This is a genomic window from Scytonema hankhaensis NUACC26 (assembly GCF_045865695.1).
Classification (GTDB): Bacteria; Cyanobacteriota; Cyanobacteriia; order Cyanobacteriales; family Nostocaceae; genus Scytonema.
The window spans coordinates 40,909-62,150 of record NZ_BAACAP010000195.1; the positions used below are offsets into that span (position 1 = coordinate 40,909).

Here is a 21,242-nt window from a genome sequence, read left to right on the forward strand (position 1 = left end):
GCTAATACACATCCTAATAGTATGATAATGTTCGCGATCGCACTTACTCATTGCTTCCCAACCCAACTGTCCGCTTCAGTTGAAACCATGCTTTTCGTAATTTCCAAAACTTACTGCTCTCCATTGCTGTAATAAGTTTGTATAGTGTCTCTGGTTCTATTTGATTGGATAGAACCAGAGGCTGTAATTGCTCTACCAATTCAACCTTATTTCTTCCCATACCGATTGCCCGCTTCAGCTTACACCATGCTTGCCTTAACTGCCAAAACTTACTGCTATTCATCCCTCTAAGCTGTGCCAGTAATTTCTCTATTTCTACTGACGCAGTTGGTTTTTTTTCTTCTATTTGTACTGGTTGTACTGGCACAATTGGAGGATTTGATACTGGGTGATATCGTCGTATACTTGGGTGGCGGATGAATTCATCTATTGAATCAATAGTCTTTTCCCAGTTCAATTTCTCCCGAGCTAAGCGTTGTGCATTCTTGCTTTTCTCTTCTACTATTTCGGGATGGTCGAAGATTTCATTAATGACAGCAGCGATCGCCTCCTTGTCTTCTGGATCTACGAGCCATCCAGCATTGTATTCGCGGATATAGTCAGACATCTCAGCGTAGTTGTTATAGATAACTGGCAGTCCACACCATAAATATTCCACCGTGCGAGTTGTGAAGGCTAGCTCTCGTTCTGCGTTGCGCTTCATTAAATCTATCGCCACATGAGCGGAGGTATATTTGGAAATCAATTCACTATGTGGTACCGTACCCGGTGCAATTACATGACGACTCTTCTGCAATTGTGCTAGCAGAGTATCAAAAATTCCAGTATCTATCGATATCCAAGGATGTTTGCCACCAAATAGGTATAATTTTCCTGCATTCCTCTGCTCCATGATATCGATCGACATCAATAAACTCAGGGAGGGGTCTTGCCAAGGTAGAAAAACTCCACCATATACAAAAGTTAATTCGTTTTGGGAGTTCCGCTCTGGTAGATTGGGCGAGAGCGAAATAGGTATTGCTGCTGAACGTTCTTGCCGTTCTTTCTTTGTCCAACCAGCTTGCTCCAACCAAGATTGGAAATAAACTAATTGTTTGTCTCCAGCACAAGTAAAGAAATCAGCTTTTTGCAAGGCACGTATCTTTTCCTGGGCATTACTTTTTTGCTCTCCAAGTCCTTGAAAATGCCGCTCCAGAATGTGAGGACCGTGTTGATCTAGAATTACAGGTATATCAGTGAAGTTCTGAGGCAAGAAGGACATATTTGCCCAACCACATACCAGTATAATATCTGGTTGAACCCTACGAATGGTATCGATTATTCTTTCATGTTCCCAAGCTTGGTCGAGGACTTCCTGAGAAGCAACATTCTCAAATGCCTTAAGTGCAGCACGTGGCATGGAAAATATCACCTCATGACCTTTACTCTTAAGTCCTTGTCCTAAACCCCATGCACGAAGCCCCGAGCCGACTGTAGGTAAACCTGGATATGGCAGAAGATCTGGACTGATAATTAAAACCCGCCGAGGGACATTAGCAAAAATTTTTTGAATATCAAATGCGGTTGTAGCTGCATAAGAAGTTTGCGGATTAACTCCAGGAATGTTATCTAATAAGAACGGTTGAAACAGATGAGCGATTTCTTCATCTGAACGCTGACGTCGCTGCTGGACAAAACGTCGTTTTTCCATAATTTGTGGTAGGTGCTCCAAGACATCTTGCATAGCCACTAACGCACTTACATTGAACTTATCAAATAAGATGGGCGAATCGTCCAACCTTTTACTACTTTTAATATAGAAAGCATCTTTATCTAACTGTCCAGAAGCGATAGCTTGTTCAACCACACCGCTAGCTGAAAAGAGTAAAATGGCAGGCAAAATTCGACCTAAATTTTCATCGCTATAGTTTTTTATTATCGTGTAAAGAGAGTTCCGTTTGTAAAGCACCATCTGCCTGCTATTTGCAAAACTATTCATCGTTCCGTGGTGACGATGATAAGTAATGGCATCTGGAGCAAAAACGACTTTGTATCCTAATACCCACAATCGCCAACCTAAATCGACATCTTCATAATAGATAAAGTAGTCATCATCAAAACCACCTACATCCAGAAATACCTGGCTGTTCACTATCATCGCACCACCACAAGCAAATAGTATTGGCTTTATATCATTAAATTTCTCTAGGTCGTAAGGTTGATTGAAACCTACCTGTGCAGCATATCCAGCATAGTTACAAAGCGATCCTGCAAAATCAAACCGAGTTCCATCCCAATTGAGAATTTTTGCTCCCGCACTGACCACTCCAGGTTCGCTCTGGACAGCTTCTACCAATCCCCGAACTAATTGGGGATCTACATACATATCATTGTTCAAAAATATAATATACTCACCTGTTGCCTCACGCGCACCGCAATTGTTTCCTGAAGCAAAGCCCAAATTTTCTTCGTTGCGAACAATGCGTACTTGAGGAAAACTAGCTTGAACGTACCCTACAGAACCATCTACAGAGGCATTATCTACTAACATCAATTCAAGGCGATCTTTTGGATAATCAAGCTTGACCAATGAGGAAAAGCAATCTTGTAAATGCCTTAAACCATTATAGTTAAGTACAATGACAGTAACGGTAGGTAGGTTAGACATATGAAACCTCTTTTAAATTCATGACGAGTTGAAAGTTGTATCAATCTAAATTTATAGCAGTTATATTTACAACAATTTGTTTAAGATTATTTAACAAATTAACCAATTTTTTTCAGCTTGAACCACTGTTTCCGCAACTTCCAAAATTTACTAGATTCCATTGCGGCGATCGTAACTTTTAACTGTTCGAGTTCTGCTTGAGTGTTTTGCAGTTGCGATCGCGATTGCTCGAGTTCTGCTTGAGTATGTTGTAGTTGCGATTGCGATTGTTCGAGTTCTGCTTGAGTGTTATGCAGTTGCGATTGCGATTGCTCGAGTTCTGCTTGAGTGTTATGCAGTTGCGATCGCGATTGTTCGAGTTCTGCTTGAGTGTTATGCAGTTGCGAGCGCGATTGTTCGAGTTCTACTTGAGTGTTTTGCGCTTCTGACTCGGAACGCTCCCATTCTGCTTGAGTGTTATGCAGTTGCGATTGCGATTGCTCGAGTTCTACTTGAGTGTTATGCAGTTGCGATTGCGATTGCTCGAGTTCTGCTTGAGTGTTATGCAGTTGCGATTGCGATTGCTCGAGTTCTACTTGAGTGTTTTGCAATTGCGATCGCGATTGCTCGAGTTCTACTTGAGTGTTTTGCAAATGATTTATTATTTGAGAATAGTGCTCATTTAAAGCTGCATATTGACCTTCTAGTGATAATGGAAATGCACGTATAATAAATTGAAAAGTATCTGCGTCTGCATCTTGTTCTATTTTTTGAGTAAGTTCTACACTGAAGTCATTTCTATCAATATGAGGTAATAGAAGATTATCAGAGAAAACTGGTACTTTAGTACAATCAATATTACCAATTAAGTATCCCGAACGCTTAAACAGATCCACGACTGTTTTGCGTGTAAAAAATCTTAAATGTGTAGAATCTAAAATTCCTAGTTCAGAATACTCAAATCTACCCTGTAACAATGACAAACGAATTGCTCCATGAGCAACATTGGGAATGGACACTACCACATATCCATCCGGCTTTAATATGTGCTGTGTTTCTTCTAAAACTCTCCACGGATCTCTTAAATGTTCCAAAATATCTCCAAAAACAGCTATATCGTATTTTTGACCCTCCAGCACTTCAGTTATAGACACAAAATCTAAATCAGCTACGATGACTTGTTCGCAATATCTTTCAGCAGCTTTTGCTGCGTCTGGGTTAATCTCAACTCCTGTTACTCTACATCCCTTTTTCAATAGGAGCTGAGCAAAGTAACCAGTTGCACAACCAAAATCTATTACCTGCTTGTTTTCGCCTACCAAGTGGAACATTTTCTTTAAACTATGATTTTCGTCCAATTCATCCTCAGCAAGTTCTTGGTAGGATGGATAATCTTTTTTCCAACTGTCAGTTAAAGTCATACCTTAATATTCGTCTTTCCAATTTTAATGTTAGTTGTCAATTTTTTTTCGTGGATGATATTGACTTTCATTGGTTGCTCTACTAAAGCATGAATTAGCTTCCCTGTACTAGGTGTTAGTACCTGAAACACCATTGCATTGTCTATCCAATCAAAAGTCATACTTGTATAGTTTTCAGTTCCTGCTACTGTTAGACTATAAGAACCAGGTCGAACAGGTAACTTAAATTTAAATTCTATTTCTAGCCTATCTCCTGGAGATAATTTCCCAATTTTCTGATTTTCTTCAAGAGTATTGCTTCCAATAATTTCATTACCATTCTTATCACAAATATAAAAACCAATAATACATCCTTGAAGTGGTTGATTGACTTTTAGATTAATGAGCAACGTGACTTCTTCATTAAACCCAAAAATAGGACTTTCGCTAGTAAACTCTTCTGATTCATTCAGGAGCTTCACTTCCTCTATAACAGCCTTACCATTTCCTCTTCGAGTCAGTTTGACATTGCTAGATTGGGAGTTAACATAAACTCCATTACAGCGTAAGTCAACGGAATTATACCGATCGCTAGATTGACTTTCTACATCAACTGGTGATAATTCCAATTCTAGTTCTGTTAGTAATTTCATGTAGTCTATAATGACTCTATTGGGCAATCCTGAAGTATACAACTGCCCATCGTGAATCATAACAGCCCAATTACACAAAGTCTTAATCGCCCCCGAATCATGCGAGACAAACAGAGTTGTAACTCCAGAATCCATCAAAGCTCGCATCCGTCTCATACATCGATGTTGAAACACCACATCGCCCACAGCGAGTGCTTCATCAACAATTAAAATTTCTGGATTGACATTCACTGCAACTGCAAATGCCAAGCGGACAAACATGCCGCTAGAATAAGTCTTAACAGGCTGATTTATAAAGTCTCCAATGTCGGCAAAGCTAGCGATTTCATCAAACTTATCTTCAATTTCTTGTTGGCTTAAACCTAGCAACCGCCCATTAAAAAACACATTCTGCCGTCCCGTAAACTCTGGGTTAAATCCGCTACCAAGTTCTAGCAGTGCTGACACCCTACCTTTAACTTGTACTTCTCCCGTTGTTGGTGTCAATGTGCCAGCAATGATTTGTAATAGCGTACTTTTTCCAGAGCCATTTCGCCCCACAATTCCTACCGTCTGTCCCTTGGGAATCTCCAGATCGATATCTTGTAGTGCCCAAAATACATCTGCTCTACTCTTCCCAGGTAACAAAAGTTCCTTGAGTCTATCTACAGGATGAACATAGCGCTTAAAGCACTTTGAGACATTTTTCAGGGAAATTGCTATCTCTTTTGTCATACTCTTTGAAGGTATTTTACCTGAATCTTTCGCCATATTATAGATGTAGTCTCAGATACCCTTGGTAAAAACTACTACCTTTACCAGAGATTTCCATCCCCTAGTCTATTTAAGAACGCTAGCAATACATTTTACCTGCCATACTATTTACACTTAAATACAATGCTGCTTTTTCTATCACTCCTTAAAAAATAATCTGTAATTTAGGAAGCTATTAGAATTCAAAAGTTCCCTTCATATCAACCAAATCATTTCTTCACTTCTAATGGCAAATAATCTGGAGCGGCTTGCCAATTGACTCTATCCTATCCATCTGACAAAGCTCACAGTACATCTGCAAAACCAGGGCGCAAGCGTTGATAGCACCAGAAGCCGCCAAAAAAGACCGCAATTGCGATCGTTGAAGCAACCCCCCACTCACCCCAGTGCTTGACCTCCCCCACTAAAACTAGATCCCGGTAAACTTCTACAATTGCTGTCATCGGATTAACCCAAAACACCCAATTTCGCCATTCTTGTGGAATTGCTGACGCTGGATAAATAATTGGTGTCAAGTACATCCATATATTCAAAAGAACTCCCAAAGTTTGAGGAATATCACGTAAAAAAACTGTTAATCCCGCCGCCAAATAAGCCAACCCGGCTGTTAATAATATCTGTGGCAGCCAGATTAAAGGGAGTAGCGCTAATGTACTAGGTAAAGTATGAGAATTGACTGCTACAAAAACAATCAACGCCATTAAACCAAAAGAACTTTCAATGAACGCCGAGAAAATTGAGATCAGTGGTAATAAAGCAAGCGGAAAGACCACCTTTTTGACTAAATTCGGCTGACTTACCACCGAACTTGCCGCCTGTATCAAACCACCACTAAAAGCAATCCAGGGTAGTAAGCCAGCAAATAACCACAAACCAAAGGTGAAGTTATTATCTGGTAAAGCCTTTAGGTTCAGCTTCACCTTAAGTATTACGGAAAATACGTAAGTGTAAATCAGTAACTGTGATAACTGATTTAACAAAGGCCAAAAATTGCCTAATATCGAACCCTTGTATCGTGCTTCTAGGTCACGTCGTACCAAAATTCTGAGCAAGTCGAACTTTGCCCACCACTTTTCATGGATTGGCAAAATGCGCCTTAGCTTTCCTGCCTTTCGGATCGCTCCTCGCATATGCAACAACTTTAGCTTCCTCTTTTGCTACCTACACACCAAATTTCTTTCAATGAAGCTTACTTTCAATGAAAGTTCCTATTGTATAAGTTATTGTCCCACGTCTATGGCAACTTGTCAGGATGGATTCCCAATAATCGTAACTGCTCTGCTAACTGTTGCGATCGCATCCGTTCTTGTTCTAACAGCGCTTCTGTCTCTGTTACTCGTTGTTGTGCTACAGTCACTGCTTCTTCAGGTGTTGGTACTAAATCCCCATCAGGTGTAAAATAACGCAATTTCCCAGACTCTACACCTAAATACAGACCTAGCACTTGACTCCAACGCCATCCCCGTGCATCTGGTAAAATCTCCTGATACTGGTTACCCACCAACTCAAAACCTATAAACTCCAAACTTTCTGGTGAAAACCAAAAATACTCAGGAGTATGAAAACGATTTTGATATAAATTCTTTTTCAATTTTCGGTCTACATTAGCTGTACTGTCAGAAAGTAATTCAATAATCAAGTCTGGATAACGACCATCTTCCTCCCAAACTACCCAGGAAGTGCGGGGACGTTTTTCTGTTTCTCTCACTAGGAAAAAGTCCGGTCTTCTAAACTCTTTATTCTTCAACTGTTGGCGACTAAAGTAGACGGTTAAATTTGTAACAATAAAGAAATCATTCTGTTCGCGCCACAGCCACTCCAAACAACTGACAAGCAGCAGTAGCTGCATATAATGTAACGAGCTTTCCATTTCTGGCTCATCACTTAATAGCCGTGTCGCATCCGGCATCTGTTGTTCTAGCTGTTGCGCTGTGACAAACATTTGCTTATACCTGCTTATTGATTAATGTCATTCTAGTACAAAAAGGCAGAGGGCAGAAGAGAGAAGTAGAAGGTGTAAAAGCTTGTATTGTAAGCTTTTGACTCGTGTTCAACAACGGGCTTATTTACCTCTTACTGTACTAGTACTCGCTCCACAAGATCCCCGACTTCTTCAAGAAGTCGGGGATCTAAGCCAACCACTGTACAGAGGCAATGCCTTGCGCCCCTACTAACAACTAACCACTAACGACTGACCCCAAACCATTAACTCCAGTACCAGATTCAGCTAAACTGAGTCTTGGTTTATCGTTTTGTAAACTAGCATGGAAATTGGACAAAAAGTTAAGGTATTCCGTTTACGCGATCGCGTTTCTGCCCCTATTGCCCAAAGGCTCGGACAAGTTGGCATCATTGAAGGCTACAAAGTAACTGATGGACGTGGTGTTGGCGTCGTCGTGAAATTTGACGACAACTATGCCACCTGGTTCTTTGAAGATGAAATCAAAGTTGTGCAGTAAACGGAACTCCATCCCCGTTCGCTGTTGGTGCAGATGCCCTCAGTTGAGGGCTTGCCAAACTCAGAACTTGGGATATGTAAACAGCTATAAGCCAGTGTTAAGTTGGAGTTAAAAGAAACGGCGGTATAAATTAGGAATCAAGTAATGTCCCTCATATTGACATTTTTGGGCAAGGGCAGTTCGGCTCGCACAAAAGTTGCGATCGCATCTGCCAAATTACTAGCCAGCCAAGGCAATCGCGTACTCCTAGCAGGACAAGCAGAACCAGCGCTGCCAATTTTGCTAGACACCACCCTAAGTCCCAACCCCCAAGAAATCGCTCCCAATTTGCAAGTCGTACAATTGCAAGCCGCAGTCCTTCTAGAACGCAGTTGGGAAGAAGTAAAAAAATTTGAAGCGCAATACCTCCGTACCCCCATCTTAAAAGAAGTATACGGTCAAGAACTGGCAGTTTTGCCAGGAATGGATAGCGCTCTCGCCTTAAACGCAATCCGAGAGTACGACGAAAGCGGCAAATATGACGTTATCATCTACGATGGCACGGGAGACACAACCACCGTGCGGATGTTAGGAATGCCAGAGTCCCTCAGTTGGTATGTCAGACGATTTCGACAATTGTTTGTAAATTCTGATTTAGGAAGAACAATTTCCGAATCCCCCTTAATTCAACCACTGATAAGCACTTTCTTTAACATCAATTGGACAGCAGATAACTTTGCCCAACCAACCAACCAAGTCAACAATTTTTTAGATAGAGGAAAAGCTGCTCTAGCAGACCCCAAAAGAATTGCCGCTTTTCTAGTCACCACCGACGATCCTATTGAAGTCGCAACAACTCGCTATCTTTGGGGAAGTTCGCAACAAATCGGTTTAACCGTTGGTGGAATCATCATCACATCATCCGACACCACCACTAACTGGAGCGAGCAATTTGCCCCACTCTCAGTGAGTGTAGTACCTAATGTCAAAACAGGAGATTGGCAACCTCTAATAGATGCTCTACCCAATTTCGTCGAGCAAGCCATCAAAGCACCTAAACCTATTGAAATAGACGTAACTGCCAAGCAAGTCCGCTTATTTTTGCCCGGATTTGACAAAAAACAAGTCAAACTCACCCAATACGGACCAGAAGTCACAGTAGAAGCAGGAGACCAACGAAGGAATATTTCCCTCCCCCCCGCCCTCAGTGGCAAACCCATAACTGGTGCAAAATTTCAAAATAATTATTTGATAATCTCATTTTAAGTATTGGGAATGGTTAGTGGTTAGTGGTCATTTGTCATTGGTTATTTGCCCACTAACTACTAACAACCAACAACTAACAAACACGTATTATGACTGAATCAACACCTATTACCCCAGACCCCAATTCACCTCAAGTTTCAACTACAGAAACACCGACAGAAGAAGTCCAAATTGCAGATCGCAGCGCAAAAACCAGGCAATTGCTAGGAATGAAAGGAGCAGCACCTGGGGAAACTTCTATCTGGAAAATTCGCCTGCAACTGATGAAACCCATTACCTGGATTCCTTTAATCTGGGGTGTTGTTTGTGGGGCTGCTTCCTCCGGTAACTACACGTGGACATTAGAAAACGTGTTAAAGTCAGCAGCTTGTATGTTGCTAGCCGGACCGCTATTGGCTGGTTATACCCAAACTCTCAATGAGTACTACGATCGCGAAATTGATGCCGTCAACGAACCCTACCGCCCAATTCCCTCCGGCGCAATTCCTTTACCCCAAGTCATTACACAAATTCTTGTTTTACTCATAGCTGGTATCGCCCTAGCATTTGTACTCGATGTTTGGGCTGGTCATGACTTCCCCAACATCACCGTACTGGCTATATTTGGTTCTTTCATCGCGTACATATACTCTGCTCCCCCTCTCAAATTAAAACAAAACGGGTGGTTCGGAGGCTATGCCCTGGGAGCTAGCTACATCGCCTTACCTTGGTGTACCGGTCATGCTTTATTCGGCGAACTCAACTGGAAAATTGTCGTTTTCACCGTAGTTTATAGTTTGGCAGGTTTAGGGATTGCCATTGTCAATGACTTCAAAAGCGTGGAAGGCGATCGCCAGTTTGGGTTAAAATCGCTACCCGTCATGTTTGGCGTAACTACAGCAGCCTGGATATGCGTCGTTATGATTGATGTGTTTCAAGCAGGAGTCGTTGCTTATCTCGTCTACCTCCATGAAAATTTATACGCCGCCATTCTTGTATTGCTCATCATTCCACAGATTGTCTTTCAGGATATGTATTTCTTGCGCGACCCCTTAAAGAATGACGTAAAATATCAAGCCAGTGCTCAACCATTTCTCGTTTTAGGAATGCTTGTTGCTGGTTTAGCTATTGGTCATGCTAGTATCTAATTTATACCTCTACAGCAGTGACCAGTAACCAGTGACCAGTGACCAGTATTGGTCTTACTGGCGTTTAGTTTATACCTCCACAGTTAGACGTTGAACGTTAGGAGTGAGAATTAAAGTGTAAGCAACCTCCGAATTAAGTTCGGAGGCACATATGATTTTCCCAATCCAAAATCTAAAATCTAAAATCCAAAATGGTAGAGATTTACCGTGCCTGAACTACTCAATTATTTATTTCACGCAATTCAACCTTTTATAGTACCTATTTGCTTTCTGTGTGCTTGGTCGTTAACTATTACCGTTGCTTGGAGTCTTTGGACAGCAGCAAGAGACAGTGTAAGTACAGCAAAGCAGATGCATCAAATTCCTTGTGTTGGCTGTCAGTATTTTACCAATGACTATCGGCTCAAATGCACTGTCCATCCTGCTATTGCTAACACAGAAGAAGCCATAACTTGTTTGGATTATCAACCAAAAACAAATCCTATGCTTTATTAGTAAATCTTAAATTACCAAATATATTGCGTAGGTTGGGTTGAGGAACGAAACCCAACAATTCAATTCAATGTTGGGTAGCGTTTATTCGTGAGAGATTAAGGTTAAATACCATTTGTCAATAAGCAATAATACCTGTATTGCTAAGGTCGGGGTCGTAAACACAAAATTTAGAGCAAGCGATCGTAATCTTAATAAGTTCAGTGCAAACGTGGCGTTCTCGATCGCTCCATGAAATGTTGGGTTTGGTTCTCGATGGTGCCATGAAATGTTGGGTTTCGTTCCTCAACCCAACCTACTAACTATTAACAACAAATCGTGAAAACAAGGGAATCAAATCTTGACGACTCACAACTAAAGTTGGAAAAGATTTAGTTGTATAATCTTCACCCGATTTCAAAGGAAAAGGTTCAGACTCAAGCGACACCCAGCTACCACCTGCAGCTTGAACAATAACCCAGGCTCCTGCTAAGTCCCAAATTTTTGGTGTCGCTTCAACCCCACCTAATGTTGCACCGACTGCAACAGTTAGAAAATTATAGCTAGCCACACCTAACATCCGAATTTTGCAAGGAAAATCTTTTTGCATGACCGATGTGCTACGAGAGCAAAGGTTGAAAAAATGATTGGGACTGGGATCGTCATTGCTTATACGGACAGGTTGGTAGTTGCGAAATGCTCCATTTGGCAAATCTAAACCAGATGTACCTCTCCAAAAACCGTGAAAAGCTTCACCAATTGGTGGGAAATAAACGTAACCAAAAACTGGTGTTCCTTTGTATAGCAAACCCAATGAAATTCCCCAAATGGGAATGCCACGAGTAAAGTTTGTCGTACCATCTAAAGGGTCTATCACCCAACACCATTCTGTGTCGGAAAAAACCTTATTGCCTTCTTCAGAAAGAATACCGTAATCTGGAAAAAGAGACGCGATCGCATCTCGAATTTCCCGATCTGCCCATTTATCCGATTGCGTTACCAAACTACCATCGTCTTTTTGGGACGCTTGTACTCGCCCAAAATCTTGCATTAATTGCTTCCCTACCCTAGCAGTTGTTGTTTGGGCAAAGTCTATAATTGTTGTCCAAAATTCATTCATACAAATAATTGGCTAATAGCTAATAGCTAATAGCTAATAGCACCGTTAGCAATTAGCCATTAGCACGCATAACATCAATCTAAATCGCTTTCTAAAATAGAAGCGATCGCTTGCTTGGCATTGTTCTGGAATTCTTTTACATTCACTCGCGTCAAGAACCAAATTGCGGTAAGCATTCCGATTGCTTGCAGTCCAAACACCAAACCATATGCCAGTACTTTTTGAGCAAATAAAAATTTCCCCACATCGAGTACTGCACCACCACTCACTGTCGCTAATGCCCTTGCGATTGCCTGCGCTAAACCCCAAGCACCAATGAATGTTCCGGCTGTTTCGGCTGCAGTTAAATCTAGCATCAGGCTAATTGCTCCTGTTGTGGTTACACCTGATGCCAAACCAAACAGCAGTAAAGATCCTTGTAGGAATTTATCATTACCTGTAAATCCCGATAGGATGATAAACGCCATGGTGAAAGCAACTGCAAAACATCCTAACATGGCAGTTTTTTGTTTGCCCAGACGTGGAACGATGAGAAAGCCCGTCGATCCAATCCCTATCAGCGTTCCCGTTCCCCAAAAAGCATTCAGTCGTGTTGTTTCTGAAACACACATTCCAAAGACTTCACCGCCATAAGGTTCCATCACAGCTTCTTGCATAAACAAACTGATAGTCATCACTAATAAAAATGTGAAAAACAAACCAGTTTGCCGACTAGCAGTTAACACCTTCAGTGCTCTAGTCAAAGTAATTTGGTCTTCTCTTTCTGTAACTGTAGAACGTATGCCGTATCTAGAGTATTTTTTTTCAACACCAGCTGTTGCTAGCACTGCTAACCCAAAAACAACAGCTGGCAAAATGAAAAACAAACGGTTAATAGAATTTTGTAATACGGCTAGTTGTGCGGGTTGACTGTACAAAGATACCGCTCTTGCTGTTTCTTGGCAAGTCGTGGCTGCGGGTAGTAACTTTGAGCTTGTAATAGCTCCAATTACAATGCCCACCATGAGCATTGACCAAACAATCCCAACTAATTTAGAGCGATTATCTTCATCAGAAACATCGACGAGTAGTGCTGCAAAGGGAGTGGAACTCGAACTCAGCGTTACCCCGTAAAAAACAAAAATTCCGGCTAACAGCGCAATCCAACCGTAGGTTTGAGCCGTCCAACCTACGGCGTATAAACTAGCACCTAATTGCCAAGTCACTTGTACCGCAAGAAAAGCCGCGATCGCTAATAGAGCCGCACCTACCCACACGTAACTAGTACGGTGATTGTTCAAAAAAGGTTTAGCATCAGACAGTTGTCCAAACCACAACCTTGTCGGTGCCACAAGCTGGTGCATTGCGATCGTACCTGCTACAAGTGTCGCTGGAATTGCCAATTCATTAATCATGATCCGATTCAACACTCCCAAGGTGAGAACCGACATGATGCCCAACCCCATCTGAAATAAGCCCAAGCGAAACATCGTGAATAGGTTGACCTTGGGCAATGATTCTAATGTTGACTTATCGGACTGAGGATTGGGTGAAAAATCACTGGTTGCCATAACCCACTACCAACGATAGATCCCAATATTAATTCACAATAACCTTATTTCAACCTATTGGCTGTGCGTAAACAATTTCTGAGAAGTTACACTTTAAGTATAAAGAAGTGTAAATATAAAGTTTAATTAACTGTGGAAAGTATCGCGCTAGGACAGCAAGGTCCAACCGTCACACCCCTTTGCATTGGAACTTGGGCTTGGGGTGACAAACTCTTTTGGAATTATGGTAACAACTACGGTTCAAAGGAGTTACAAGAAGCTTTTGAGACAGCATTAGAAGCGGGGGTCACCTTCTTTGATACTGCTGAAGTTTATGGATTTGGAGTGTCTGAAAAATTTTTAGGGCAATTCATGCAGAAGACCGATAAACAGGTGCAAATTGCCACCAAATATGGTCCCGCGCCTTGGCGATTTACGGGTCAGTCTGTTGCTGATGCTCTCACAGAAAGCCTGAAACGCCTGCAAGTGGAGCGAGTTGCTTTGTATCAAGTCCATTGGCCCTTCGCCTTTTTTATGAGTCAAGAAACCCTCATGAATGCTTTGGCAGATGAGGTGAAACACGGAAGAATTGAAGCTGTAGGTGTCAGTAATTACTCAGCACAGCAAATGCGGGAAGCTCACCAGCTATTAGCTGCTCGCGGAGTATCTTTAGCCGTCAATCAAGTCCGCTATTCCTTACTGACTCGTCAAATTGAAAGTAATGGTATTTTTGATACGGCGCGTGAATTAGGTGTCACAATACTGGCATATAGCCCACTCGCTCAGGGGCTGCTGACAGGGAAGTATACAAGCGATCGCACTTATGATTTTAAAGATGGGAGGAGGATAGACCCTCGATTTAGCCGAGAAGGTTTGCGGAAGATCGAACCCGTAATATCCGTACTGCGTCAGTTGGGAGAAAAGCACGGACGAACTCCCGCCCAAGTTGCTCTCAACTGGTTAATTGCCCAAGGTAATGTTATTCCTATTGCAGGAGCCAAAACAGCCGAACAAGTACGACAAAATGCAGGAGCTTTAGGTTGGAAGTTAGGTGATGATGAGGTTAAGCAGTTAGAAGAAGTTAGTCGCCCTTGGTTGAGATAGTACCATTTTAGATTTTGGATTAGGGATTTCCAAGAGATAAATTATCCATCTTGTGGGACTTATCCATCTTGTGGGACTTATCCATCTTGTGGGACTTATCCATCTTGTGGGACTTATCCATCTTGTGGGACGGGCGTCCTCGCCCGTCTTACTACTAGTAGCGGGCGAGACGCCCCGCAGTTGCTTCAACTCTGGGAACCCCCGCAACGCACTGCTCTTCGCACCACAAGAGAAAGTTGAATATTTGTGTAAGTTGATGCCAAGCGTCTTCTGCCGCTAAAGGTTGTAGTCGGAGTGTTCGTTACAGAAAAAACCATGACCGGCATCAGGATAAACTTTCAAGATATAGTCTTTGCCAAGTTCTCGGAACCGCGACTCAATTTACTGAATGCGATCGCGTGGAATGAACGGATCGACTCCTCCAAAGAATAAAGTTAAAATAGTGTAAAAGCTCTGAGAGTAGCTGAAACAACAATCTATACAATCATAAAAGCAGTTGTTCGTGCCAAAATAGGAGGTGAAGTTGGACGAACCTACGTTTAAGCAATTACAACAGTTATATCGACTGAGCCACTTGCTAACAAACATATTTCTCAAACCAGTGACTCTTGTGAGGATAGATCGGCGGAATGGAGACTTAGTGATTTTATCAGGTGAGGAAATTGATGTATCTGTAGATAAACAAGGAAATGTAAGTTATGATCAAACCGGATTTCAAAATGATGAGTAAAGCTGAATTAAGAACTTATGTATTGCAGCATTCAGATGATGAAGAAGCATTTTATGAATTATCTGACAGGATAAAGGCAAATGCGAAGTCAGTCACGTTGGAAGAGCTAGAATTGGAATTAAGTAAGCGCATCAACTCTCAACAGTAGTCAACTGCTTTTGAATTCGTATAGTAAGGCAGGAAAGGGAAAAAGGTTTTTTTGGTTTCAAAAGAATTCCGTCACCCATATCAATTGCTATCAGTTCTTGTCCCGCTTCCCAACCATGAGACTTCCGCAATGGTTCGGGAATTATTACTTGTCCTTCATCGGAGATTTTTGTGATTTCCATAATTTAGCTTAATCGGTCAGAAGCCCCACATCTTACCCCGAAGGGGAAGTGTGGGATGAATGACCGGGCAAATCTTTGGACTGTCTTGGGCTTCAATATACTGTTTTAAGGTTGAGATGGTCACGCCACCGCAACTAGCGATAAAGTAAGACCCGTTCCAAAAAACATCTTTAGAATAGAATCGGCTCAGATGTTCTGCAAATTCTTGCCTGAGTCTACGGGAGGTTGTTGATTTAATATTTCCGACCAGCGTGCTTAATTGCAAATCTGGATGATACTGAAACAGCACGTGTACATGGTCAGATTCACCATTAAACTCAACTAGTTTACAATCCCACTTAACCAACAAGTCTTCAAGGATAACGTGCAAACGTTTCAACATCTCGCCAGTAATGGCTTGGCGTCGATATTTGGTTGTCAGTACGAGATGGGCTTTTAAGTCACTGATTGACCGACATGATTGAGAAGAAATCATTTTTCACAACTTTTTCAGCGAATGTTGTTACAATCACTATAGTCTATTATAGCAACACTCATTTAAAGGAGGTGATTAAAGTGTTGAATGCAATCAAAGTAAGGTTGTACCCAACAACTGAACAAGAAGAAGCATTCGCCAAGTCTTTTGGCTGTGCAAGATGGTACTGGAATTATTCTTTAAATGCTTGTATTCAGCACTATGAACAAACAGGTAAATCATTACCGATGAAGACTTACAAAGGGATGCTGCCGCAATTAAAGATTGAGCATCCTTGGTTAAAAACTGATTGCTACTCTTCTGTCCTACAGTGTGTTGCCATCAATTTAAATAAAGCATACACAAACTTTTTTGAAGGAAGAGCAGGTTTTCCTCAGTTTAAGTCTAAGCATCACAGGCAATCAATTCAGTATCCTCAAAATCTTCGGGTCATTGAAGATTGCTTAAACATTCCTAAGATTGGAATAGTTAAAGCTGTTTTTCACAGAGAAATTAAGGGAGTTATCAAGACTGTTACTATCAGTAAAACACCTACAGACAAGTACTTTGCGTCTATTCTGTGTGAGACAGAAGATGGTGAAAATCAATTCATAGACGATAAGGTTCTTGGTATTGACCTTGGGATTAAAGACTTTGCAATTGTACATGATGGTACAGAGGTTACAAAATATTCAAATCTCAAGCATATTAAGAAACATGAGAAAAATCTAGCTAGGAAGCAACAGAAGCTAGCGCGTAAAAAGAAAGGTAGTAAGTCTCGCGCTAAAGCTAAAAAACTGGTAGCGAAAGTTCACGAAAAAGTATCAAATTCCCGTCAAGACTTTCTGCATAAAGTATCAAGAAAGCTTGTTGATGAAAGCGAAATCATTACAGTTGAAAACCTCAACGTAAAGGGGCTGGTACGGAACCGTAAGTTATCCAAATCAATTTCGGATGCAGGTTGGGGAATGTTTGTCAATTTTCTTGACTACAAGCTGAAACGTAAAGGTGGTCAACTAATAGAGATTGACAGATTTTTCCCCAGTTCTAAGATGTGTTCAAATTGCGGTCATGTTGTTGACAAATTAACCTTGGATATCAGGGAATGGGAATGCCCATCCTGTAAAACTTGTCACGACAGAGATGAGAATGCAGCGCTGAATATACGGAATGAAGGCATCCGAATCTTAAACCCCCCTTCCGCACCCTAACTGTCACAGACAAAAAACTCTCAAAAAAATAGTACAAAATAACTAAGTCAAGAAAAGAATGTAATCAAACTATTGAGAAAAGATAGCATTAAAATCCCTATTTGGGGGATAAATATTCCCATTGTCAAGCTAGAGCGCCAGTCCATTAATATACGTTGACAAAAACGATATTATGTGTGTAGTGGAAAAACGCTGATTTTGGACTAAATATTTGGGTTCGGTTTTTAGCGATGGCATTAAAACATAACGCCAAAATCGCCGATTTTAATAACCTCCATATTTTGCGTTTTACGTCAAGCACTTTTACTGAATTGGTGCTCTAGTACTACAACGAGACTTTGACGAAGCAATTAAGATTGCAGGCGCTGATTCCAGTTTGGGGTGAGCGCTCAAAAACTTACAGAACAATGGTTCGCGATCGCACCAAATTCGATCTCTCGTTGTAGTACTAAAGTCAATTCCTTTAAGAATTGAGTCAAGAAAATAAAAGAAATAGAAAAATTTAAGTTTTCTCAAAAGAAATGTATAAAAATCAAACCAGAATTGCTGAGGAGAATTCTGGTATTATGTTTAATGTTGAAGAGATGTCTATACAAAATATAGACCATTTAGGGATAGTAGCAGGAATAGTAGACGCCATTGGATTAGTAGAAATTATCAATGATACATTGGGAAAAGAAGAAGATGAAAAGGTAAGTGCGGGTCATGTTGTGAAAGCCATGATTTTAAATGGATTAGGATTTGTTTCTCAACCTTTATATATGTTTCCCAAATTTTTTGAATCAATCCCTTGTGAGCATTTAATAGGTGAGGGAGTCAAAGCCGAATATTTAAATGATGATAAACTCGGCAGAGTCATGGATAAAATGTTTTTGAAAGGATTAGAAACAATATTCTTAGCAATTAGTTTAAATGTTGTCAAGAAGTTTAAAATACAGATAACAACATCACACTTAGACTCATCATCAATCCACGTACATGGAGAATATAAAACACCTTTACCAGAAGTCATATTTGAGAATTCCAAAAATGAATCCGAATCCGAGCCAGAAGAATCACAGTTAAAATCCAAACAGGCGATAAATATTACCTATGGATACTCGCGAGATCATAGACCAGATTTAAAACAGTTTTTCATAGAATTAATTTGTACGGGAGATGCAGATATCCCCTGGTTTTTTAAAACAGCATCTGGAAATAGAGTAGATTCTTCGTACTTTGGAGAAATAGCTACTGAGTATAAAAAGCAAATCCAATTAGATAGTTTAATAGTGGCAGATTGTGCTTTATATACAGAAGCCAATCTACAACTTATGTCGCAGATGAAATGGTTATGTAGAGTGCCGTTAAGCCTAAAATCGGCACAATCTTTAGTCTCAACACTACCAGAATCAAAATTCATTGAAAGCGAATTAAAAGGATATTCATTTGTCGCTACTGAAAGTGATTATGGTGGGATAAAACAGAGGTGGCTAGTTGTACAAAGCCAAGAAAGAAGAGAAGTAGATTTACGTAAGCTCTCACAAAGAATTCTGAAAGCTGAAGAAAAAGCTCGGAGCGAATTGAAGAAGTTAGCTGCCGAAAAATTGGCTTGTGAAGCGGATGCGGTTAAAGCATTATCAAAACTTTCCCAAAAGTTCAAATATCATCAAATTGAGAAACATCAAGTGACTGTAATAACACCAAAAGCACAAGGAGTGGAAATCCCGTCAGATGTTTATCAAATATCAGCAACAATTACGAAGGATGAAAATAAAATTAATCAAGATTCTCTCAGTGCTGGGAGATTTATCATTGCGACAAATGTTCTAGAGTCAAATCAGCTTGGCAATAGCACTATGATTTACCATTATAAAGCACAGCAGTCATGCGAGAGAGGATTTGCTTTTCTCAAAGACCCATCGTTTTTTGCAAATAGTGTTGATCTTAAAAGACCGGAAAGAATTGAAGCATTAGCAATGATAATGGGTTTATGCTTGTTAGTCTATAAGTTAGCGCAACGACAAATACGGCTGGCTTTATATGAGTCAGGATTAACTGTTAAAAATCAGCTGGGTCAACCCGTAGACAATCCTACACTAAAGTGGATATTCCAATGTTTCCAATCAATTCATCTCGTGACTTTTCATGAAGAAAAACAAGTTTCCAATTGGAATCAAGAGAGAAACTTTATTCTGAATCTACTGCCTGAAAACTGCCAGCGTTATTATCGATTAGTCACATAATTAAATTTTGAAAATTTATAATTTCTCTAATAAAGAGCTATTTTTTTGGAGAAAAATAGCTTTAAATTATTATGTCTAATAATTTTTTTGTGAGTCTTATATATTAGTAAAATCATCAATTTCTTTAAAGCACTATAGTAATTTATCTATCAATTACGGCAGAAAATCTGTGTCTGCCTTATTGCTAATAATTGAGAATGACTTGGATGCGTTCTGTTCCAGTTTTCACACTCCTTCACCTGTTTTTATAAGAAAAACAGTATAGTTTTATTCTTTTTTTCAAGATTTCATTCAGTAATTACCGCTTGTGACAGCTAGGGTGCGGAATGGGGGATGTATCAGTACCAAATTACGCAACTGGCTCCATAAGAAATGTCACACCTAGCAATCAATTTAGCCCCATCAATCGAGAAATTTGGAAAAAAGGCGATCCAATCATTGAAGCTCAAGGTGTTTATCGAACTGCATCAGGGCAATTAATCTTAAGTCGTGAGTGCCAGTAGTAATATACCTCCCATGCTTAACCTTCTCATCAAAAGTATAAAATTGTGTATGATTTTGACTATTGGCAAGGTGAAAAGCATCCGCAAAATCTAAGCCAGCTTCATGCCATTGCAGCGATTGAGCAACCAAATTTGCGTTATTAAGATAAACATTTGGTAAGCCAAAAAGTTTTCTTAAAGCTTCACAAATCTTGACAGGGTTCAATTTATAGGTAAATCTAAGTACCCATTCAGTTTCTAGAATTACAGTATCAGCTATAAAAACATCTTGTGTTTGAAAAATTTCTAGACTCTTGTGATATTGTAATTGGTCATCTTGAATCAAAAAACGTACAACTATATTTGTATCAACTGCCACCATACCAAGATTCCTCTATACCCTGGCGAATAGCATCTTCCATTTCTTCAAGAGTTTTTGGTGTGCCTTGATATTTTAAACATCCAGCAACATCATCCAATGTAGTTTCTAAAAAAGGTTTTTTTGGTTTCAAAAGAATTCCGTCACCCATATCAATTGCTATCAGTTCTTGCCCCGCTTCCCAACCATGAGACTTCCGCAATGGTTCGGGAATTATTACTTGTCCTTCATCGGAGATTTTTGTGATTTCCATAATTCTCGTCAGTCTGATAAATTCTCCATGAATTGCATTATACACATCCCGATCTTGTTGGTCAAACAACAGGGTTTTAATCCCTTGGCAAACAAGATGGTATGCCAATGAAGCACCAGCTATCCCACCACCTATAACGATCGCATCGTACACTGTATTCATCTGCTTAACTTGGGAGTTACTAAGATTATTTGGACACTGAATAACTGTCTAAATCATGGTCGATTAGGTAGCATGGCTTTCATGCCTCATTAGGATGATTTTTTCAGGCTGAATCAAATTTACAAATCTCCGTTACAGGTAGAATAGAGGTGCAACAAACTCCCATCTCTTAACCTCAACAACCACTATGAAACAAATCTCCCTTGCAGAACTTCCCGAAACCGTTCAAAACCTAATTAACCAAGCTCAAAAAACAGGTGAAACGCTTACTGTTATACAAAATGGTGTCCCCTTTGCCATTATTTCCCCTATTCAGAAAAAATCTCTCCTTGCAACCCTTTCTACTCTTGAACCATTGGATGAAGACTTTGCTGATGTGGACGAAGGATTGTTACCCTTAGATAATATTGAACTTTAAAAATGAGTTATTTATACTTGTTAGATACAAACATCATTTCCGAACTAATTAAAAATTCCAGAGGAGTTATATTTTCAAAAATTCAAAACGTCGGAGAAGATAGAGTTTGTCT

Annotated in this window: 21 protein-coding genes and 3 pseudogenes; 10 read left to right on the forward strand and 14 right to left on the reverse strand. The window is 40.3% G+C overall.

What is annotated here, in order from left to right; genetic code table 11:
- Window positions 1–43: 43 nt before the first annotated feature.
- The 5 genes from ACKTT2_RS21210 to ACKTT2_RS21230 form a co-directional block, all read right to left on the reverse strand.
- A complete protein-coding gene (locus ACKTT2_RS21210) occupies window positions 44–2,647 on the reverse strand; it encodes a glycosyltransferase (RefSeq protein WP_407890424.1) in 2,604 nt (867 codons plus the stop codon).
- 98 nt (window positions 2,648–2,745) lie between these two features.
- The gene (locus ACKTT2_RS21215) at window positions 2,746–4,047 is read right to left on the reverse strand and encodes a class I SAM-dependent methyltransferase (RefSeq protein ID WP_407890425.1); all 1,302 of its coding nucleotides are present in this window, start codon (window positions 4,045–4,047) and stop codon (window positions 2,746–2,748) included.
- Window positions 4,044–5,393 carry an ABC transporter ATP-binding protein gene (locus ACKTT2_RS21220; protein WP_407890426.1) on the reverse strand — a complete coding sequence of 450 codons (1,350 nt, stop codon included), beginning with the start codon at window positions 5,391–5,393 and terminating at the stop codon, window positions 4,044–4,046. Before ACKTT2_RS21220 ends, ACKTT2_RS21215 begins: the two co-directional genes overlap by 4 nt.
- Window positions 5,394–5,716: 323 nt before the next feature.
- The gene (locus tag ACKTT2_RS21225; RefSeq protein WP_407890450.1) at window positions 5,717–6,562 is read right to left on the reverse strand and encodes an ABC transporter permease; all 846 of its coding nucleotides are present in this window, start codon (window positions 6,560–6,562) and stop codon (window positions 5,717–5,719) included.
- 104 nt (window positions 6,563–6,666) lie between these two features.
- The gene (locus tag ACKTT2_RS21230; protein WP_407890427.1) at window positions 6,667–7,374 is read right to left on the reverse strand and encodes a Uma2 family endonuclease; all 708 of its coding nucleotides are present in this window, start codon (window positions 7,372–7,374) and stop codon (window positions 6,667–6,669) included.
- A 322-nt stretch (window positions 7,375–7,696) separates the two neighbouring features.
- Between ACKTT2_RS21230 and petP the strand changes: the two genes are divergently transcribed.
- From petP to ACKTT2_RS21250, 4 genes are all read left to right on the forward strand, one after another.
- Entirely contained in the window at window positions 7,697–7,891 is a 195-nt protein-coding gene (gene petP / locus ACKTT2_RS21235; RefSeq protein ID WP_407890428.1) for a cytochrome b6f subunit PetP, read from the forward strand.
- A gap of 144 nt (window positions 7,892–8,035) precedes the next feature.
- A complete protein-coding gene (locus ACKTT2_RS21240; RefSeq protein WP_407890429.1) occupies window positions 8,036–9,136 on the forward strand; it encodes a Get3/ArsA fold putative tail anchor-mediating ATPase NosAFP in 1,101 nt (366 codons plus the stop codon).
- A gap of 89 nt (window positions 9,137–9,225) precedes the next feature.
- Complete coding sequence (gene chlG, locus ACKTT2_RS21245) at window positions 9,226–10,263, forward strand: chlorophyll synthase ChlG (RefSeq protein WP_407890430.1); 1,038 nt, start codon at window positions 9,226–9,228, stop codon at window positions 10,261–10,263.
- 207 nt (window positions 10,264–10,470) lie between these two features.
- Window positions 10,471–10,758, forward strand: coding sequence for a hypothetical protein (locus ACKTT2_RS21250; protein WP_407890431.1), 288 nt, complete (start codon window positions 10,471–10,473; stop codon window positions 10,756–10,758).
- A gap of 115 nt (window positions 10,759–10,873) precedes the next feature.
- Here ACKTT2_RS21250 and ACKTT2_RS21255 read toward each other — a convergent pair whose 3' ends face one another.
- The 3 genes from ACKTT2_RS21255 to ACKTT2_RS21265 all read right to left on the reverse strand — a co-directional run bounded on the left by ACKTT2_RS21255 (window position 10,874) and on the right by ACKTT2_RS21265 (window position 13,404).
- Window positions 10,874–11,020 carry a hypothetical protein gene (locus ACKTT2_RS21255; protein ID WP_407890432.1) on the reverse strand — a complete coding sequence of 49 codons (147 nt, stop codon included), beginning with the start codon at window positions 11,018–11,020 and terminating at the stop codon, window positions 10,874–10,876.
- Window positions 11,021–11,053: 33 nt separating this feature from the next.
- Window positions 11,054–11,854: an inositol monophosphatase family protein gene (locus ACKTT2_RS21260; protein ID WP_407890433.1), complete on the reverse strand. Its 801-nt coding sequence runs from the start codon at window positions 11,852–11,854 to the stop codon at window positions 11,054–11,056.
- Window positions 11,855–11,928: 74 nt separating this feature from the next.
- Window positions 11,929–13,404, reverse strand: a complete 1,476-nt coding sequence (locus tag ACKTT2_RS21265) for a BCD family MFS transporter (RefSeq protein WP_407890434.1) — start codon at window positions 13,402–13,404, stop codon at window positions 11,929–11,931.
- A 132-nt stretch (window positions 13,405–13,536) separates the two neighbouring features.
- On the opposite strand from ACKTT2_RS21265, the gene ACKTT2_RS21270 reads away from it, so the two are divergent.
- Window positions 13,537–14,487 (forward strand): aldo/keto reductase, encoded by a 951-nt coding sequence (locus ACKTT2_RS21270; protein ID WP_407890435.1) that lies wholly within the window; start codon window positions 13,537–13,539, stop codon window positions 14,485–14,487.
- A 276-nt stretch (window positions 14,488–14,763) separates the two neighbouring features.
- On the opposite strand, the gene ACKTT2_RS21275 is transcribed toward ACKTT2_RS21270, so the two are convergent.
- Complete coding sequence (locus ACKTT2_RS21275) at window positions 14,764–14,829, reverse strand: hypothetical protein (protein WP_407890451.1); 66 nt, start codon at window positions 14,827–14,829, stop codon at window positions 14,764–14,766.
- Between the two features lie 181 nt (window positions 14,830–15,010).
- Here ACKTT2_RS21275 and ACKTT2_RS21280 point away from each other — a divergent pair, with 181 nt between their 5' ends.
- Both ACKTT2_RS21280 and ACKTT2_RS21285 read left to right on the forward strand, forming a co-directional pair.
- On the forward strand, window positions 15,011–15,217 hold the full coding sequence (locus ACKTT2_RS21280) for a DUF6888 family protein (protein WP_407890436.1): 207 nt from the start codon (window positions 15,011–15,013) through the stop codon (window positions 15,215–15,217).
- On the forward strand, window positions 15,207–15,365 hold the full coding sequence (locus tag ACKTT2_RS21285; RefSeq protein WP_407890437.1) for a DUF6887 family protein: 159 nt from the start codon (window positions 15,207–15,209) through the stop codon (window positions 15,363–15,365). Before ACKTT2_RS21280 ends, ACKTT2_RS21285 begins: the two co-directional genes overlap by 11 nt.
- 40 nt (window positions 15,366–15,405) lie before the next feature.
- Here ACKTT2_RS21285 and ACKTT2_RS21290 read toward each other — a convergent pair.
- Window positions 15,406–15,546, reverse strand: a pseudogene (locus ACKTT2_RS21290) (AbrB/MazE/SpoVT family DNA-binding domain-containing protein); the annotation flags it as partial.
- A 16-nt stretch (window positions 15,547–15,562) separates the two neighbouring features.
- A pseudogene (gene tnpA / locus ACKTT2_RS21295) lies at window positions 15,563–16,028 on the reverse strand (IS200/IS605 family transposase).
- A gap of 73 nt (window positions 16,029–16,101) precedes the next feature.
- Between tnpA and ACKTT2_RS21300 the strand changes: the two are divergent.
- The gene (locus tag ACKTT2_RS21300) at window positions 16,102–17,211 is read left to right on the forward strand and encodes an RNA-guided endonuclease InsQ/TnpB family protein (RefSeq protein WP_407890438.1); all 1,110 of its coding nucleotides are present in this window, start codon (window positions 16,102–16,104) and stop codon (window positions 17,209–17,211) included.
- A gap of 566 nt (window positions 17,212–17,777) precedes the next feature.
- Window positions 17,778–19,436 (forward strand): IS1634 family transposase, encoded by a 1,659-nt coding sequence (locus tag ACKTT2_RS21305; protein ID WP_407890452.1) that lies wholly within the window; start codon window positions 17,778–17,780, stop codon window positions 19,434–19,436.
- 435 nt (window positions 19,437–19,871) lie between these two features.
- Here ACKTT2_RS21305 and ACKTT2_RS21310 read toward each other — a convergent pair whose 3' ends face one another.
- From ACKTT2_RS21310 to ACKTT2_RS21320, 3 genes and pseudogenes are all read right to left on the reverse strand, one after another.
- Window positions 19,872–20,300, reverse strand: coding sequence for a type II toxin-antitoxin system VapC family toxin (locus ACKTT2_RS21310; RefSeq protein ID WP_407890439.1), 429 nt, complete (start codon window positions 20,298–20,300; stop codon window positions 19,872–19,874).
- Entirely contained in the window at window positions 20,287–20,550 is a 264-nt protein-coding gene (locus tag ACKTT2_RS21315; RefSeq protein ID WP_407890453.1) for an AbrB/MazE/SpoVT family DNA-binding domain-containing protein, read from the reverse strand. Before ACKTT2_RS21315 ends, ACKTT2_RS21310 begins: the two co-directional genes overlap by 14 nt.
- A gap of 60 nt (window positions 20,551–20,610) precedes the next feature.
- Window positions 20,611–20,712, reverse strand: a pseudogene (locus ACKTT2_RS21320) (FAD-dependent oxidoreductase); the annotation flags it as partial.
- 187 nt (window positions 20,713–20,899) lie between these two features.
- On the opposite strand from ACKTT2_RS21320, the gene ACKTT2_RS21325 reads away from it, so the two are divergent.
- The gene (locus ACKTT2_RS21325) at window positions 20,900–21,130 is read left to right on the forward strand and encodes a type II toxin-antitoxin system Phd/YefM family antitoxin (protein ID WP_407890440.1); all 231 of its coding nucleotides are present in this window, start codon (window positions 20,900–20,902) and stop codon (window positions 21,128–21,130) included.
- Window positions 21,131–21,242: the final 112 nt, after the last annotated feature.

Coding starts and splice junctions, on each gene's coding strand:
- ACKTT2_RS21240 (WP_407890429.1), top strand. CDS start 8,036: ATGTCCCTCATATTGACATTTTTGGGCAAGGGCAGTTCGGCTCGCACA.
- ACKTT2_RS21225 (WP_407890450.1), bottom strand. CDS start 6,562: ATGCGAGGAGCGATCCGAAAGGCAGGAAAGCTAAGGCGCATTTTGCCA.
- ACKTT2_RS21305 (WP_407890452.1), top strand. CDS start 17,778: ATGTTTAATGTTGAAGAGATGTCTATACAAAATATAGACCATTTAGGG.
- ACKTT2_RS21325 (WP_407890440.1), top strand. CDS start 20,900: ATGAAACAAATCTCCCTTGCAGAACTTCCCGAAACCGTTCAAAACCTA.
- ACKTT2_RS21310 (WP_407890439.1), bottom strand. CDS start 20,300: ATGGTGGCAGTTGATACAAATATAGTTGTACGTTTTTTGATTCAAGAT.
- chlG (WP_407890430.1), top strand. CDS start 9,226: ATGACTGAATCAACACCTATTACCCCAGACCCCAATTCACCTCAAGTT.
- ACKTT2_RS21260 (WP_407890433.1), bottom strand. CDS start 11,854: ATGAATGAATTTTGGACAACAATTATAGACTTTGCCCAAACAACAACT.
- ACKTT2_RS21265 (WP_407890434.1), bottom strand. CDS start 13,404: ATGGCAACCAGTGATTTTTCACCCAATCCTCAGTCCGATAAGTCAACA.
- ACKTT2_RS21210 (WP_407890424.1), bottom strand. CDS start 2,647: ATGTCTAACCTACCTACCGTTACTGTCATTGTACTTAACTATAATGGT.
- ACKTT2_RS21255 (WP_407890432.1), bottom strand. CDS start 11,020: ATGGCACCATCGAGAACCAAACCCAACATTTCATGGAGCGATCGAGAA.
- ACKTT2_RS21285 (WP_407890437.1), top strand. CDS start 15,207: ATGATGAGTAAAGCTGAATTAAGAACTTATGTATTGCAGCATTCAGAT.
- ACKTT2_RS21215 (WP_407890425.1), bottom strand. CDS start 4,047: ATGACTTTAACTGACAGTTGGAAAAAAGATTATCCATCCTACCAAGAA.
- ACKTT2_RS21220 (WP_407890426.1), bottom strand. CDS start 5,393: ATGACAAAAGAGATAGCAATTTCCCTGAAAAATGTCTCAAAGTGCTTT.
- petP (WP_407890428.1), top strand. CDS start 7,697: ATGGAAATTGGACAAAAAGTTAAGGTATTCCGTTTACGCGATCGCGTT.
- ACKTT2_RS21230 (WP_407890427.1), bottom strand. CDS start 7,374: ATGTTTGTCACAGCGCAACAGCTAGAACAACAGATGCCGGATGCGACA.
- ACKTT2_RS21315 (WP_407890453.1), bottom strand. CDS start 20,550: ATGGAAATCACAAAAATCTCCGATGAAGGACAAGTAATAATTCCCGAA.